Origin of the sequence: Bizionia paragorgiae, from assembly GCF_900107625.1 — a bacterium.
GTDB classification, from domain to species: Bacteria; Bacteroidota; Bacteroidia; order Flavobacteriales; family Flavobacteriaceae; genus Bizionia; species Bizionia paragorgiae.
Genome location: NZ_FNQK01000001.1, coordinates 175,152 through 191,547, shown reverse-complemented (window position 1 = coordinate 191,547; position 16,396 = coordinate 175,152). Strand labels below are relative to the sequence as shown.

General features: G+C 35.1%; 14 protein-coding genes. 9 read left to right on the top strand and 5 right to left on the bottom strand.

Annotated features, from left to right (window positions below):
* Window positions 1-310 precede the first annotated feature (310 nt).
* From BLV64_RS00825 to BLV64_RS00795, 7 genes are all read left to right on the top strand, one after another.
* Entirely contained in the window at window positions 311-1,237 is a 927-nt protein-coding gene (locus BLV64_RS00825) for an ABC transporter ATP-binding protein (RefSeq protein ID WP_092131188.1), read from the top strand.
* 6 nt (window positions 1,238-1,243) lie between these two features.
* A complete protein-coding gene (locus tag BLV64_RS00820) occupies window positions 1,244-2,557 on the top strand; it encodes an ABC transporter permease (RefSeq protein ID WP_092131186.1) in 1,314 nt (437 codons plus the stop codon).
* A gap of 1 nt (window position 2,558) precedes the next feature.
* Window positions 2,559-3,512: a mechanosensitive ion channel family protein gene (locus BLV64_RS00815; RefSeq protein ID WP_092131184.1), complete on the top strand. Its 954-nt coding sequence runs from the start codon at window positions 2,559-2,561 to the stop codon at window positions 3,510-3,512.
* Window positions 3,513-3,533: 21 nt separating this feature from the next.
* A complete protein-coding gene (locus BLV64_RS00810) occupies window positions 3,534-4,433 on the top strand; it encodes a DUF6268 family outer membrane beta-barrel protein (RefSeq protein ID WP_092131182.1) in 900 nt (299 codons plus the stop codon).
* Window positions 4,433-5,596 carry a sigma-54-dependent transcriptional regulator gene (locus BLV64_RS00805; RefSeq protein WP_092131369.1) on the top strand — a complete coding sequence of 388 codons (1,164 nt, stop codon included), beginning with the start codon at window positions 4,433-4,435 and terminating at the stop codon, window positions 5,594-5,596. Before BLV64_RS00810 ends, BLV64_RS00805 begins: the two co-directional genes overlap by 1 nt.
* Before the next feature lie 12 nt (window positions 5,597-5,608).
* The gene (locus BLV64_RS00800) at window positions 5,609-6,499 is read left to right on the top strand and encodes a PPK2 family polyphosphate kinase (RefSeq protein WP_092131180.1); all 891 of its coding nucleotides are present in this window, start codon (window positions 5,609-5,611) and stop codon (window positions 6,497-6,499) included.
* A 115-nt stretch (window positions 6,500-6,614) separates the two neighbouring features.
* Window positions 6,615-7,184 (top strand): hypothetical protein, encoded by a 570-nt coding sequence (locus BLV64_RS00795; protein ID WP_092131178.1) that lies wholly within the window; start codon window positions 6,615-6,617, stop codon window positions 7,182-7,184.
* Between the two features lie 239 nt (window positions 7,185-7,423).
* On the opposite strand, the gene BLV64_RS00790 is transcribed toward BLV64_RS00795, so the two are convergent.
* Window positions 7,424-7,831 (bottom strand): response regulator, encoded by a 408-nt coding sequence (locus tag BLV64_RS00790; RefSeq protein ID WP_092131175.1) that lies wholly within the window; start codon window positions 7,829-7,831, stop codon window positions 7,424-7,426.
* Entirely contained in the window at window positions 7,818-9,338 is a 1,521-nt protein-coding gene (locus BLV64_RS00785; protein WP_092131173.1) for a sensor histidine kinase, read from the bottom strand. The genes BLV64_RS00790 and BLV64_RS00785 overlap by 14 nt, the downstream gene beginning before the upstream one ends.
* A gap of 525 nt (window positions 9,339-9,863) precedes the next feature.
* Here BLV64_RS00785 and sucC point away from each other — a divergent pair.
* Window positions 9,864-11,057 (top strand): ADP-forming succinate--CoA ligase subunit beta, encoded by a 1,194-nt coding sequence (gene sucC, locus BLV64_RS00780; RefSeq protein WP_092131171.1) that lies wholly within the window; start codon window positions 9,864-9,866, stop codon window positions 11,055-11,057.
* 83 nt (window positions 11,058-11,140) lie between these two features.
* Here the strand turns inward: sucC and BLV64_RS00775 are convergent, their stop codons facing one another.
* Window positions 11,141-11,422: a DUF1456 family protein gene (locus BLV64_RS00775; protein WP_092131169.1), complete on the bottom strand. Its 282-nt coding sequence runs from the start codon at window positions 11,420-11,422 to the stop codon at window positions 11,141-11,143.
* Between the two features lie 171 nt (window positions 11,423-11,593).
* Here BLV64_RS00775 and BLV64_RS00770 point away from each other — a divergent pair, with 171 nt between their 5' ends.
* Entirely contained in the window at window positions 11,594-11,989 is a 396-nt protein-coding gene (locus BLV64_RS00770) for a TerB family tellurite resistance protein (RefSeq protein ID WP_143034112.1), read from the top strand.
* Here the strand turns inward: BLV64_RS00770 and uvrB are convergent.
* Together uvrB and BLV64_RS00760 are read right to left on the bottom strand one after the other, a co-directional pair.
* Entirely contained in the window at window positions 11,986-13,989 is a 2,004-nt protein-coding gene (gene uvrB, locus BLV64_RS00765; RefSeq protein ID WP_092131165.1) for an excinuclease ABC subunit UvrB, read from the bottom strand. The two genes, BLV64_RS00770 and uvrB, sit on opposite strands and share 4 nt — an antisense overlap.
* Before the next feature lie 11 nt (window positions 13,990-14,000).
* Window positions 14,001-16,337 carry a choice-of-anchor L domain-containing protein gene (locus tag BLV64_RS00760; RefSeq protein WP_092131163.1) on the bottom strand — a complete coding sequence of 779 codons (2,337 nt, stop codon included), beginning with the start codon at window positions 16,335-16,337 and terminating at the stop codon, window positions 14,001-14,003.
* Window positions 16,338-16,396: the final 59 nt, after the last annotated feature.

Sequence of the window (16,396 nt, the reverse complement as noted above, 5' to 3'; positions counted from 1 at the left end):
TTACAGGATTTTTTATTTTTTATGAAGTTATTTAATGCTTTGGAGCTTTTTTTGTTAAAAAATAGTATATTTGGAATATTGCTGGTTTTGTGCCAGCAGTAATTTTTCTTTTTCATAGCAATTTTTTCCCATCCTTATTTTTTAAGGGTGGGTTTTGCTATTTTAAGGGCTAGCTATAGCGCCCTTTCAAGCCCAGGCTGCTACAATCGGAATAATCGGATAGATTACAATAAAATATGTTTTAGAGTGAAATTGCCAACATTCCTTTTTTTATATTTACACTGTAATATATTCAAGCAATACTAATTTTATGAATAATCTATTAGAAGCGCATTCAGTTTCTAAATCTTTTGGTAATCATGTCGCTCTTAATAAGGTGTCTGTTACCGTCCCTCAAGGGAGTATATTTGGACTGTTGGGACCCAACGGTGCGGGAAAAACAACCTTAATTAGGATTATAAACCAAATCACCATGCCCGACAGTGGGCATATCCTATTAGATGGTCAGCCCCTTAAAAATGCCCATATTAAAGATATTGGTTATTTACCCGAAGAACGCGGTTTGTATAAATCGATGAAAGTAGGAGAGCAAGCTTTGTACTTAGCACAACTAAAAGGAATGCAAAAGGCAGAAGCGAAAAAAAAACTTCATGAATGGTTTGAGCGTTTAGAAATTGGAGATTGGTGGAACAAAAAAATACAAGAGCTATCCAAAGGAATGGCGCAGAAAATTCAGTTTGTTGTCACCGTATTACACGAACCAAAACTTTTAATTTTTGATGAGCCGTTTTCAGGCTTCGATCCTATTAATGCCGATATTATTAAAGACGAAATTTTGAGACTTAAAAATAATGGAGCAACTGTTATCTTTTCAACACACAGAATGGAATCGGTAGAAGAGCTTTGTGATCATATTGCTTTAATTCATAAATCGAATAAAATTCTTGATGGTAATTTAATTTATATTAAAAAACAATTTAAAACCAATACGTTCGAAGTGGGTTTAAAAACAACCAATCCAGAGCTAGTGCGTCAAAATCTTACGGAACATTTTGCAGTGAGTCCTGCCGAATTTAGAACGCTTGGCGACGAATTAAAACTGAATGTTAAAGTGGGGGAAAACGAATCTTCTAACGACCTGCTAAGCTATTTAACGCGTCAAGGAGAAGTTTCTCATTTCGTAGAGCTTATACCTAGTGTGAATGATATTTTTATTAAAACAGTAAAAAGCAATTAGTAAATTATGAATCATTTACCACTTATTATAAAACGGGAATACCTAACTAAGGTGCGCAACAAATCGTTTGTAATCATGACGGTTTTAAGTCCGTTAATTATGATTGCCCTAGTCACACTAGTAGCTTATTTATCACAAATTAATAACGACAAGGTTCGGCATATTTCCATCTTGGACGAGTCAGGTTTGGTTTACGATAAGTTTACAGATGAGGAGTTTACTAAATATACCATACTGGATAATATGACCTTAAAAACTGCTAAAACGGTCGTTAAAGCATCGGATGCCTATGGCTTATTGTATATATCAGCCTTCGATAAACCTGAATCGATAACTAATGGTATTAAATTTTATTCACAAGAATCGCCTTCAATATCTGTAATTTCAGATTTAGAAACGGCAATCGAAAGCCGTTTAACCGATTTGAATTTAATCGAGAAAGAGGTGGATATTTCACTTATAAAATCGTCGACGATAGATATTACTGTGAATCAAGAAAATTTTGATGGAGAAAGAACATCTACATTAGATAGTTTTGTGAAACTTATATTTGGTGGGGCTTCCGGGTATTTGCTATTTATGTTTATCATTATTTATGGAAATATGATTATGCGCTCGGTAATCGAAGAAAAAACAAGCCGTATTATCGAAGTTATTATTTCATCGGTAAAACCAATGCAATTAATGTTAGGGAAAATTATAGGAACATCGCTTGCTGGTGTTACTCAGTTTGTAATATGGATTGTATTAGGAGCTGTACTTTTTACTAGTGTTTCCTTGATTTTTGATATCGATTTGTCACAAATTCAAACACCACAAAAAGAACTACTACAACAGTCTTTATCCGATTCGGATATCAATACACAAGTAGAATTAGCAATGGCTGCTATACAGCGGTTACCATTAGTAAACTTAATTATTGCCTTCTTTATGTTTTTTATAGGTGGGTATTTATTGTATAGCTCGTTGTATGCTGCTATTGGAGCGGCAGTAGATAGTGAAACCGATACGCAACAGTTTATGTTTCCTATATTAATGCCATTAGTTTTATCAGTATATGTTGGCTTTTTTACGGTGATCGAAGACCCTCACGGTACGATTTCAACATTATTTTCGTTTATTCCATTTACATCACCAGTAGTGATGTTAATGCGTATCCCCTTTGGAGTGCCAATTTGGCAACAAATTGTATCTTTAATTATTTTAATTATTACATTTATATTAGCTGTTTGGTTTGCAGCGAAGATTTATAAAGTAGGGATTTTAATGTATGGGAAAAAAGCAAGCTATCGCGAACTATTAAAATGGATGAAATACTAATATGCAAGATAAAGTAGGGGAAAAATTAGATAAAATTGAAGACGCTATAACCGAGAGCTCTATTTGGGAACAGTTTATTAAGTTTCTCGAAATTCAATTGTATCAAAATGAAGCAGACACGATTAGAATAACCGTAGGGTTGCTAATGGTTGTTGGGGTTGTTTTAATTATTACCACCTTAATTTTGGGTATGATTAAACGCTTACTATCTCGACGTTTACCCGATGAAGATAAAGCGAAATTTAATACCGTATTTTCATTTACGCGATGGTTTATATATGTCGTTGTGCTCTTAGTAGCGCTTTCTGGAATTGGAGTTAATGTCACAGCAATCATTGCGGCATCAGCAGGACTTTTAATAGGAATTGGTTTAGCCTTGCAAACCCTATTTCAAGATATAATTTCAGGTGTTTTTATACTTATAGACCAATCTGTTCATGTGGGTGATATTATTGAATTGGACGGTAAAGTTGGGCGCGTCGAAGAAATAAAATTGCGTACAACACGTGCGGTTACCGTGGATAATAAAGTCATGATTATTCCCAATCACTTGTATTTAACCAATAGTTTATATAATTGGACGCAAAACGGAAAAAATACTAGAGAATGGATAGACGTCGGCGTAGCTTATGGAAGTGATTTGAGACTGGTAGAAAAACTATTGCTTGAAGCCACAGAGTCTTCCGACCTAGTTTTTAAATCGCCACCACCTCGGGTCACTTTTACAGATTTTGGAGATAGTTCTCTAAATTTTAGAGTCGCTTTTACAGTCGAAGATAGTTTTAATGTAAGAATACCTAAAAGTGATATTCGCTTTGAAATAGACCGATTGTTTCGAGAACATAATATTAGTATCCCGTTTCCACAACGCGATATCCATATTATTCAGCAATCAGATCAGGATATTAAATTAAAGATGAATAATGGGGAAACAGAATCTAGTTCAACAGAATAATTAATTAAAAATCATAATCCAATGATAGAATCTATACGAATTAAAGAGGGTTTAAAATATTTAATTATCTTATTAACGTTTTTATCGTTTCAGTTCGCTAACGCTCAGTTAACTGATTTAGCGCGATTGGAATATACCTACCTTCCAAAGTCAAAATCTGAAGACAGTTTTGATCGCTTTCGCGGTTTAATTAATTACCCTATAAAGTTAAAAAATGATGCCTATATAGTCATTGGGGGTGAGTACAGTCGTATCGCTTTGGATTTAGAAGATAAATATCCATTTCCGACTTCTAACTTTAACCGATTACACATCATAGATTTTAATTTAGCGTATACCTTTAAAGCTTCAGAGCGTTGGCGATTGGGAGCTAAAATAACCCCTCGAATTGCATCTACTTTGAGACGTAGTATTACCTCCGATGATCTCTTTATTAATGGAGGTGTTTATGCTATTAACGATCGTAGAGATGATAAATCTTTAGATAAACCCTACCGTTTAATTTTAGGACTGACCTATAATAGTACTACAGGAATACCATTACCATTGCCATTTGTGAGCTATTTTAGACGCGTAAATCAAAATTGGTCTTATAATTTGGGGATCCCTAAAACAAATGTAAAGTACTTTTTTAATGATAAGAATATCGTGCAAACCTACGTGAGTATGGATGGATATTTTGCCAATGCTCAAGATGCTTTTCTTGTTAATGGTAAAACAGCCGAAAACTTGTCTATGTCTGTTATAGTTGCAGGATTGGGTTATGAGCATTGTTTTACAGAACACTTGGTATGGTACAGTTACGTGGGGTATACATTAAGTATTAATAATAGATTACGCGATAAAGATCGCAATGATGTTTATAATTTAGACAACGACAATGCCCTATATTTACGAACAGGAATAAAATTTAAAATATGATGTCCAAAATATTAGTAATAGAAGACGAAGCAGCGATAAGACGTGTATTAGTTAAAATTCTTTCCGAAGAAAATGATAAGTATGAGTTGTTCGAAGCCGAAGATGGACTAGCAGGAATAGAAAAAATTAAAAAAGAAGATTTCGATTTGGTGCTTTGTGATATTAAAATGCCTAAAATGGATGGTGTTGAAGTATTAGAAGCAATAAAAAAGATAAAACCAGAAATTCCAATTGTTATGATTTCTGGACATGGTGATTTAGATACAGCCGTGAATACGATGCGTTTAGGCGCTTTTGATTACATTTCAAAACCGCCAGATTTAAACCGCTTATTAAATACTGTACGTCACGCTTTAGATAAAAAAGAACTGGTTACAGAGAACAAGATTCTAAAGAAAAAAGTAAGTAAAAAATATGAGATGATTGGTGAGAGTGAAGCCATTTCTCATATTAAACAAATTATAGATAAAGTAGCACCCACCGATGCTCGAGTGCTTATTACAGGGCCTAATGGAACAGGGAAAGAACTTGTGGCCCATTGGTTGCATGAAAAAAGTGATCGTGCTAAAGGAAATATGATTGAAGTCAACTGTGCAGCAATTCCTAGTGAATTAATAGAAAGTGAACTCTTCGGTCACGTTAAAGGTGCTTTTACAAGTGCCGTAAAAGAGCGTGCTGGAAAATTTGAAGCTGCTAATGGAGGGTCTATTTTCCTAGATGAAATTGGGGATATGAGCTTATCGGCACAAGCTAAAGTATTACGTGCTTTACAAGAAAGTAAAATACAACGCGTCGGTAGTGATAAAGATATTAAAGTCGATGTACGCGTTATTGCAGCAACCAATAAAGACCTTAAAGCTGAAATAGAAAAAGGAAACTTTAGAGAAGATTTATATCACAGACTAGCGGTAATCTTAGTAAAGGTGCCCGCTTTAAATGATAGGCGAGAAGACATTCCGTTATTAATAAAACACTTTGCCGAAAAAATATCTAGCGAGCAAGGCACGGCTGTAAAAAAATTCTCAACTAAAGCCATTCAATTACTTCAAGAATATGATTGGACAGGTAATATTAGGGAACTTCGCAATGTTGTCGAGCGCTTAATTATTCTTGGAAGTAAAGAAGTAAGTGAGCAAGATGTTAAATTGTTTGCTTCAAAATAACACGACTGTATTATGAAAAACATCACGATATCCGATTTCAAAATCACCGACCCTATAAACATTAAAACGCTTCCAACTCATATCGAAATGGACGCCGATGATGATACCTTAAAAAAAGAGCTAAAAAAGGTGCGCAAAAAACTAGGTAAACTCCAAGATACCTTGTACGCACATGATAAATATGCGGTCTTAGTCTGCTTGCAGGGCATGGATACTGCCGGTAAAGACAGTCTAATACGCGAAGTGTTTAAAGATTTTAATGTGCGTGGGGTAGTGGTGCATAGTTTTAAAGTGCCTACCAGTTTAGAGCGCGATCACGATTATTTATGGCGTCACTATATTGCACTGCCAGCCCGAGGTAAGTTTGGTGTGCATAACCGTACCCATTACGAAAATGTATTGGTTACACGTGTTCATCCAGAGTACATATTGGGAGAGCAGTTACCAGATGTTAGTAGTTTAAACGATATAACTCCTGAGTTTTGGGATAGACGTTTCGAGCAAATTAATAATTTCGAAAAGCATATCGCCGCCAATGGCACCATTATTTTTAAATTCTTTTTAAATATTTCTATCAACGAACAACGAAATCGCTTATTACGTCGTTTAAATAAAAAAGATAAAAATTGGAAGTTTTCAGCGGGCGATCTCGAAGAGCGCAAACTGTGGGATAATTATATGGCATGTTATCAAGATGCTCTAAATAGAACGTCCAAAGCCCATGCACCATGGTTTAATATTCCTGCCGATAATAAAAAAACAGCCCGGTATTTAGTAGCTAAAATTTTATACGACACCCTAAAAACGTATACCGATATTAAGGAGCCTGAATTGGATGAGGACACAAAATCTAATTTAGAAGCTTACAAAAAAGAACTAAACAAAGAGTTGCATAATAGTTAATAGTATATGGTTTTGGGCGTTCCCTAAAGGGCGCGTTTTACGTTATATCTTTTTTTGCCATTTAGTAAAGCAAAAAAAGGATGCCACTACAACCGCTAACGCAAAGTCAGAAAAAATGAAAAAAATAACCTTAGGAGTTATGCTAATTACTACCCTCGCCTTTTCACAACAAACAGAGAATACACTCCCGTATTATGAGTTGCCAGAAGCTGCGACACTATTTACGGCAGGAACAGTAGCCTCCCGACAAGTAGATGCCCTAGGGTTTAGATTGTACTGGTCAACCAAAGATTTAAACGCGACCGATCTAGAACATAAACCCACTCCCGAGTCGCGAACGGTTCATGAAACACTAGCGCATATTTACGATTTAAGTCATGTTGTTTTAAATGCCACACTGCAACAACCGCATATTAAGGTAAATAGTGAAGGAATGACTTACGAGGACTTGCGCAGTGCGACCCTGAATAATCTAAAAAAAGCATCGGATTTGTTAAGAGCAAGTGACGATATCTCCAAGTTTAAAATCATTTTTGGAGATAAAGAGTATGAATTTTGGAATGCTATTAACGGACCCATTTCAGATGCTATTTGGCATTGCGGACAAATAGCGACTTCTCGCCGTGTTAGTGGAAATCCAATAGATGCTAGGGTACAGCATTTTACAGGCACCGTAAAAAAATAAAACTCACTTTCAGTGGGTGCTTATTTAATTATTTTAACCCCATAGAGCGGCTATTGGAATTCATCGCACTACTTTTTGAAAAACAGACAAGTAAGCGATGTGTTCTTAAAAGAGAAGGGGAGACTTAGTTTCAGTAAGTCAGTCGTGCGTTTAATTAGTGTAATGCAAAGCGATATATGAAGTGAATAGTGCTATGTTCTATAAACTATTCGTGTCATGTGGGGTAAATTAGAAAATGGTTAAGGTTGCTTTTCAACGACCTGTTTCACCGCTTTATGTAGCGTTGTTTTTTTTAAGGGTTTTACTAGAAAGTCGTCGATTACACTATAGCTTTTAGATTTTTTAATATCGGCAGGATCAACCGATGAGCTTACAATATAGACCGTAATAAGCTTATTAAATTTTAGTTTTATAAATTCATCTAAAAACTGCCATCCATCCATAATAGGCATGTTTATATCTAAAAAGATAATATCAGGCAATTCATCATCAGATGAAACACAAGGTTTAATGCTATTTAGAGCTTCTAATCCATTGTTATACACAGCAAAATTATCACATAAATTTGAAGACTTAAGAACCCTCTTTGCTGCAAAGATAAAAATGGGGTCATCATCTATTATGTAAGTTAAATTAATTCTGTTCATATAAAAAGTGTATTGTAAAGGTACTGCCTTTATTAACAGTACTGATAACAGTAATACGTGCTCCTATAGCATCAATTTGATTTTTTGTAATAAATAGCCCCAAACCTCTAGAGTCTTTATGACTATGGAATGTTTTGTATAATCCGAACATTTTATCCTTGTGTAATCCTAAATCAATTCCCAGTCCGTTATCCGAAATATCTAATTTAATATGGTTTTCTTCTGCGGTAGCTGTAATCTTTATTTTTGGTTTACTGTCTTTTCGTCTGTACTTTATAGCGTTGGTAATAATATTCAACAAAATACTATCTAAATACGCGGGAATAGCTAAAACGGTAAGGTCACTTGCAATATTTACATCAACCTCAGCATCTGTTTCTAAAAGGAGTGCTCGACTGCTATTTAGAGATTTTTTAGTGTATTCTAGCAAATTCAATGATTCTAAATTTACATTTATATTGCTATTAATCAAAGAGACTTCATGTAAATTATCTATAGTATCTGATAAGTTTTTTACAGCCTCTTGTATAAAAGGGAAGTATTCGTTCTGGGTTGCAGCGGGAATATCTTCTTGCATAAGGTCAATAAGCATGGTTAAATTACCCGAATGCGACCTTAAATTGTGAGAAACGATATGGGCAAAATTTAAAAGTCTTAAGTTTTGTTCTTCAGTAGTTTCATGGAGTTGCTGAATTCTTTTCTCTACTTTTTTAGTAGGTCCTATATCTATTATATTTTTTATAAAGTATAATGGGGCGTTGTTTTCATCTCGAAGTAATGAGGTAGAAGTTAGTCCGTAAACAGAGTCCCCATTTTTTTGGAGATACTGTTTTTCCATTTGAAAATTAGTAAGCGTGCCGTCTACCATTTTCTGCGTTAAATCTTTACATTCACTGCGTAGTTCAGGAATAATGACCTCTTCATATTTTAATTCTAAAAAGTCCTTTTCCGTATAGCCTAAAAACTCACAAAAACTTTTATTAACAAATAAAAACTCATCATTTAAATCTACCACAGCAACTCCATTGGGAGCGTGTTCTAAAATAGTTCGAACTTGTTTTTCTTTAAGGGCTGTCTCGTTATATACATTCGTTTTTGCGGTAATATCTTGCAAAATCCCCATTAATTTTATACACTTTCCTGCCTTAAACACAGGATAGCCTATAGCACGAACCCATTTCTTATTGTTTTTTGCTGTGGATAATTGGATTTCGATATCGTATTTTTCCCCTGTAGCGATTGCTTTTTCTATTACTTTTTCTAGTAATTCTCTTTCCTTAAAAGCTGTATAGAACTCAACGGCCTTTTCATATTTCGGCATGTAATCTTGGGAAACCTCATGAATTTTTTTAGTCACGGGACTCCAATACAGAGATTTTTTTACTAAATCTAATTCCCAAGATCCTATAGCAATAGCGTCTTGAACAACATTTAGAAACCTGTTAGTTTCGCTAAAGCTACTAGGTGAGTCCTCTAGTGAAAATATTTTTTTGTCTACGTTCTTCATTCGTAAATCCCCTTTTAGGTGCTAAAAAATTGTGAGTTTATTTAATAAGATAACAAAAATAGCTAAAAATAATTGGATGACTTTTAGTGTTTTAAAATTATATAATAGAATATATCGTTTATTATTAAGATTTACAAAATATTGTGTTGTTACTTTTCGAGTCTTTGTTATTGTAATACAACCTTAATATTAGTACAAGTAGCTTTATGATGTATAATTAATAGTCTAACGGTACTTTTGATATGTAATTGTAGGCGTTTTTAGTCGTTGGCCTTACTTTAACTACTTAGATTTAACAAGAGTAGTTGTCGTTTTTATTAAAGTCTGAGCTGATAAAACAGTCGGTCACTTCTATTTTGATATGGTTGTATTTGTTGAAATTAGTAAACTTTCCTTAAATCTGTATGACTGTGGATAAACAACTCTAAAAAATATTGGTAAAAAGCTTAATGTTAATTACTTTTGTGGAATTAAAATTCTTCACCAAATTATAACGAAGAACAACTAATTTTTTATTCTTAAAAGATGAATTTACACGAATATCAAGGAAAGGAACTATTAAGCAGCTTTGGAGTACGTATCCAACGTGGTATTGTTGCCCAAAATGCAGAAGAAGCTGTAGCTGCTGCAAAAAAATTAACTGAAGATACAGGAACAGGCTGGCACGTTATTAAGGCACAAGTTCACGCAGGAGGACGCGGAAAAGGTGGTGGAGTTAAGTTAGCTAAAAACTTAGACCAAGTTAAAGAAATTGCAGGACAAATTATAGGTATGGATTTGGTAACACCTCAAACTTCGGCTGAAGGTAAGCGTGTACACCAAGTTTTAGTTGCTGAAGATGTTTACTACCCTGGCGATAATGAACCAGAAGAATATTACATGTCTGTTTTATTAAATCGTGGTACTGGTCGTAATATGATTATGTATTCTACTGAAGGTGGAATGGATATCGAAACAGTTGCTGAAGAAACACCACATTTAATTTTTACTGAAGAAATTGATCCTTCAACAGGAATTTTACCATTTCAAGCACGTCGTATCGCTTTTAACTTAGGGTTAAGTGGAATGGCATTTAAAGAAATGACAAAATTTGTAACTAACTTATATAAAGCTTACGTAGAATCTGATTCTTCTTTATTTGAAATCAATCCAGTTTTAAAAACTAGTGATGATAAAATAATGGCTGTTGATGCTAAAGTAACTTTAGATGCAAACGCATTATACAGACATAAAGATTTAGCTGCATTAAGAGATTTACGTGAAGAAAGCGCAATCGAAGTTGAAGCTGGTGAACTAGGATTAAACTATGTAGATCTTGATGGTAACGTTGGGTGTATGGTTAATGGTGCTGGTTTAGCAATGGCAACTATGGATTTAATTAAGCAAGCAGGTGGTGAGCCAGCAAACTTTTTAGATGTTGGAGGTACTGCTGATGCTGCTCGTGTAGAAGCTGCCTTTAGAATTATATTAAAAGATTCTGGTGTAAAAGCAATCTTAATTAACATATTTGGTGGTATTGTACGTTGTGACCGTGTGGCACAAGGTGTTGTAGATGCTTACAAAAATATGGGAGATGCTATTAATGTGCCAATTATTGTACGTTTACAAGGAACAAACGCAGACATCGCTAAAGATTTAATCGATAATTCTGGATTAGATGTTATGAGTGCAACTGAATTCCAAGAAGCTGCAGATAAAGTTCAAGCTGTATTAGCTTAATTCTTTAAATCATATAGAGTGTATATTATTTATACACCAAAAAAAAAGAGCAACTTTTAAGTTGCTCTTTTTTTGTTTGTACTTTATGAGTCTGGTTTGGTTTTGTTGTCACTTTTAACCGCCGGTTTAGCTTTACCCTTTTTTGGAGGCATTGGTCCACGAAGATGAATGACTAAACCATTTAAGAAGTTTCTTAAAATCTGATCGCCACATTCCATATATTTAGGGTGGTCTTCACGTCTAAAAAATGCACCTAATTCACTTTTAGAAATTCTAAAATCTACCAGTTCTAAAATTTTTATAATATCGTCGTCTCTTAGTTGGTGTGCAACTCTTAATTTTTTAAAAATATCGTTGTTTGTCATTGGTTAACTGTTTGATAATGAATATGTTTCTGAGTGTTTTTTTCTTTTAATTCATGAAATAACTGTCAAATACGATGTAAATCTACATATTTTTCGACAAGTTACGTGGTTTCAACGATTATATATTTATGATTTATCATAACTTTACTTTCTGGCTAAATTGCTGATTGTATGTCAATTAGAGGGGAGAAAATATGTTTACTATCCGATATGATGGTTTTGTTAAAGCCAGATAAGGCTAAGCCTTGTTTAAATTATGGGTTTATAGTGGATATTGCGCAACTTTTAAAGGTTTCAAACGAAGATTTTGAGTATGCCTTATCTAATTCTATCTCTCGAACAGATATTGGTCACTATAACGATCGTATTATTCAATTTTATAATTTAGTATGTTTGCTTCCTAGGGCGTCTGTTTTTTTGGAGCCGGAAAAACTATTTACCTTAGGGATAAAAATGTCCCTTGGCTATGAATCCTTAACTAAAGTGCTCTATCTAATCGATAGCTTTCCGAATAGGCGAGTGCCAAAAGAAGTGCTAATTGATGCTATTAAAATACAGTATAATTAAACTTTTAATTTTTCTAATTTCTCTTGATACACTTTAATCTCATCACGTAGTTGAGCAGCGATTATAAAATCTAGAGCCTTTGCAGCTTGCTCCATTATCTTTCTTTTCTCTCTTATTTTTTCTTCTAATTCGGGTTTTGATAAGTATTCATTTTCAGGCTCTGCAGCTTTTAACGCTTCCAATTCGTAACTGTATGTGCTAACAGAGTTTTTAGAAAGCGCACTGTCCAAACTTTTATTTAAAGCTTTTGGTTTTAAGTTATGTTTGGTGTTATAGGCAATTTGCTTGGCTCTTCGGTATTCTGTTTCATCCATGGTTTTTTGCATACTTTTCGTAATTTTGTCAGCATACATAATGGCTTTACCTTCAAGGTGTCTTGCAGCTCGTCCTACCGTTTGTGTTAAAGACCTTGCCGAACGTAAAAAGCCTTCTTTATCAGCATCTAAAATCGCTACTAGTGATACTTCTGGTAAGTCTAATCCTTCACGTAATAAGTTGACTCCAACCAAGACATCAAAAATCCCTTTACGTAAATCTTGCATGATTTCAACACGTTCTAAAGTATCTACATCACTGTGTATATAGCGTACGCGTATATCTATTCGCGAGAGGTATTTAGTCAACTCCTCAGCCATACGCTTGGTAAGTGTTGTCACCAATGTACGTTGGTCTTTTTCTACGCGAATTTGAATTTCTTCTATAAGATCATCGATTTGATTTAGGCTGGGTCTCACTTCGATTATAGGGTCTAAAAGCCCTGTTGGTCGAATTACCTGCTCCACATAAACACCATCTGTTTTTTGTAATTCGTAATCGGCAGGTGTCGCACTAACATAAATAACTTGATTTTGTAGGGCTTCAAATTCTTCGAATTTTAAAGGCCTGTTATCCATAGCTGCTGGTAACCTAAATCCGTAATCTACTAAATTTTCTTTCCGACTTCTATCGCCGCCATACATGGCGTGAACTTGAGATATGGTCACGTGACTCTCGTCGACTACCATTAAATAATCATCAGGAAAATAATCTAACAAACAGAACGGACGTGTCCCCGGATCACGACCATCTAAGTAGCGCGAGTAGTTTTCAATACCCGAGCAATAACCTAACTCCCGAATCATTTCTAAATCGAATTCCGTACGTTCTTTTAAACGCTTTGCTTCCAAATGTTTTCCGATTTCAATAAAGTAGTCATGCTGCTTCATTAAATCGTCCTGAATGCTTTTAATCGCATTTTGTAAGACGTCAGGAGAAGTAACAAACATATTTGCCGGATAGATCGTAAGGCGGTCATATTGGTCTAAAACCTCATTAGTCTGTACATTAAACTGTTCGATTTCTTCAATTTCATCACCAAAAAAGTGAATGCGAAAAGCGTCATCAGCATAGCTAGGAAAAATATCTACGGTATCACCTTTAATCCTGAAGTTTCCATGTCTAAAATCAGCTTCTGTTCTCGAGTATAAACTTTGAACTAGCTGATGTAATAATTCAGTACGTGAAATTTCTTGCTCGCGTTCTAAAGTAACCACGTTTTTCTGAAACTCAACAGGGTTACCAATACCATATAAACAAGATACTGAAGCAATCACAATAACATCACGACGACCAGATAATAAGGAAGAAGTCGTGCTTAAACGCATTTTTTCTATTTCCTCGTTTATAGATAAATCCTTTTCTATATACACGCCAGAGGTAGGGATATATGCTTCTGGCTGGTAGTAGTCGTAGTAAGACACAAAGTACTCTACGGCATTGTTAGGAAAGAACTGTTTAAATTCTGAATACAATTGAGCGGCCAAGGTTTTATTATGTGCCAATACCAAAGTTGGTTTTTGAACCTCCTCAATAACATTCGCTACTGTAAAGGTTTTTCCCGAACCAGTAACCCCTAGTAAGGTTTGGTATTTTTCTTTGGCATCTAATCCTTCGGCAAGTTGTTTAATTGCTGATGGTTGATCTCCCGTTGGGCTAAATTCAGATTGTATTTTAAACTTCATAATCTTTTAAACTATCTCACTAATGAAAAATGTCCTCGATATTCAGTGCCATTAGGATGTGTGATACGGTACCAATAGTCGTCGCTAGGTAGTGGCATTCCGTTTAAAGTACCATCCCATCCTTTTACAGGAGTCGTTTCCGTGATGAGTTTTCCGTAACGGTTAAAAATAAGAATTTTTAGCTTAGCATTAAATTCTGCATTAGCACCCTGGGGTTTCCAAAAATCATTATAGCTATCACCGTTAGGGGTAAAAAATTGAGGGAATCCTAAAATTGAAAAATGGGTTTCACTAGAACCGCACCCGTTCTTATCTTTAACATAAATCGTATAGAATCCGGGAGCTAAATTTTCAAAAGTATTACTATCTTGGTAATAGCCATATTCATTATTAATAGCATATTCGTAGTCTCCAGGACCGGAAACCGTCACCGTCGCGGTGTTATTTGTAGTGAGTTCTGTGTGGGTTACCGTTTCTATAACAGGAGCGTCAGACGGGATTAATGTAATATCTCGTGTGTTTGAACACCCATTAGGGTCGGTAATAATAACCGTATAAACGCCAATTTCATTTGCATCAATAAAACTTGTGTTTACTCCTGTATCTACACCGTTTAAAAACCATTGGTAATAATAATTACTAGGGGAGTCGTTTAAGACACCTCCTAATAATGTAAGGGGTTCTGGATAGCTGTTTAAACAGTAAATAAAGGTCTCGTCTTCTGCTACAGCCGGTGTGTATAATACGTTTAAAGTGAGTTCGGAAATGGCATAACATTGTCCGCTATCCGTAGTCACTTCAACATAGATTTGATCGGTATTAACTGTCAAATTCGTATAGCTGTTTATAATTTCATTTGCCCCTGAAAACACATCCTCTATGCTTTCATAAAATGAAATGGTATAATTTGCTGGTATTAATGGTTCTATTTCACTTCGAATAGCATCCAGATCGAAACTCGTAAATCCATCAATAACAGCATCATCACAGGTGTCAAAATCATTTAAATTTAAGGTGTTAGTTGAGATGTCTAATGTTACTTCAGCAATGGAGCTACACGATGTGTTCTGACTGTATACCGTAGCATATACCACTTGTTGTGGGGAATTATTATTGTACGATGCGGGGTTTGGAATAGCATTTATTTCATCCTGAGCATCGGTAAGCGATGTGTAAAATGTATCGATGCTTAATTCTGGGTCGTTGTTGGTGATGCCTTGGTTGGCGTCAAACAAATTATAAGTTGTTAATCCGTTTTGATCAATATCACATGCGATAAGCGTTGTGTTGTTAACCACAGGGTTTGGGACATATTCAATTTCAATGGATCCTGTAGAAATACATCCGGTATCCAATGTGACTTCCACACTATAGACTCCAGGTGTGGTCACTTCATAAGTAGCGTTAGTCTCAGTGGTAAGTTCTACACCATCTTTAAACCATTTGTAGGTGGGTGTTCCAGATTCGTAAGCATTAAGGATTACCGTTTCGTTTTCACAAGCCGGATTGTTGTTTACTAATACTTTATCAGGTCCTAAATTGGTGTTTAATTCAAAACTTCCGGCTTCTAGGAAAACAGCAGAATCGTAACGGTAATTATGCTCGTCTGCAATAACCAATTTTACATGGTAACTTTGATTTGGTATGGTGGTCGCGGTTGCTGTTAATATTTTTGTTTGTCCGTTAAAATTAATCGGTGCAGTAGCATCATTAAAGCTATCAAAGTAGTCCTCGTTTATCGCTTCGCAACTACCAGGAATTTCAGGGTGTACCGTAGTCACTTTTACTGGGGTTTGGGTGTTAGGAACAACAGCGATGTTAGTATATTGCTCGTTAGATCCCGTAGGGCGAATTAGAAAACCAAATAGATCTGAGTATTGGCAGGTACTTGAATCGCCTTCCTGATATTCTTCTGAAGCAAAAATATACCTAAAACTCACTTGGCTTGCTGGAGAAGTAAAATCAAACTCAATGATAGTCGCATTGGTCGTGTTTGGTTCTTGTAAAATGTTTTCTAAGTCGGTATCTCCAATCCAATTCGGCGCATTGTCATCACTCAATGTCGTGTTTGGACCTTGAACATTACCTAGCTTACCAGTACTTAAAACAATCCCGTTTTGAAATGGAAATGTCGAGTTGTTTCCCTCAAAATAGCCATAACTTTGATCAGAGCCGTTAAAATCTCCTCCGACAGCATTAGTGACCTGAACATTTGAAATACAACTGTTTCCAATTAAAATATTTTCAATTAACTGTTGTGGAGAATAGGTTTGACTATCGACCGTAATATTTTGGGAATTTACTGTAACACTTAGTAAAACCAAAATTATAAAAAAGAATTTATTCATCTCAAGGCATTAGTCTGCAAAGATAGTTAACTCTTTAGTATTTTTTTTTAAATATATGT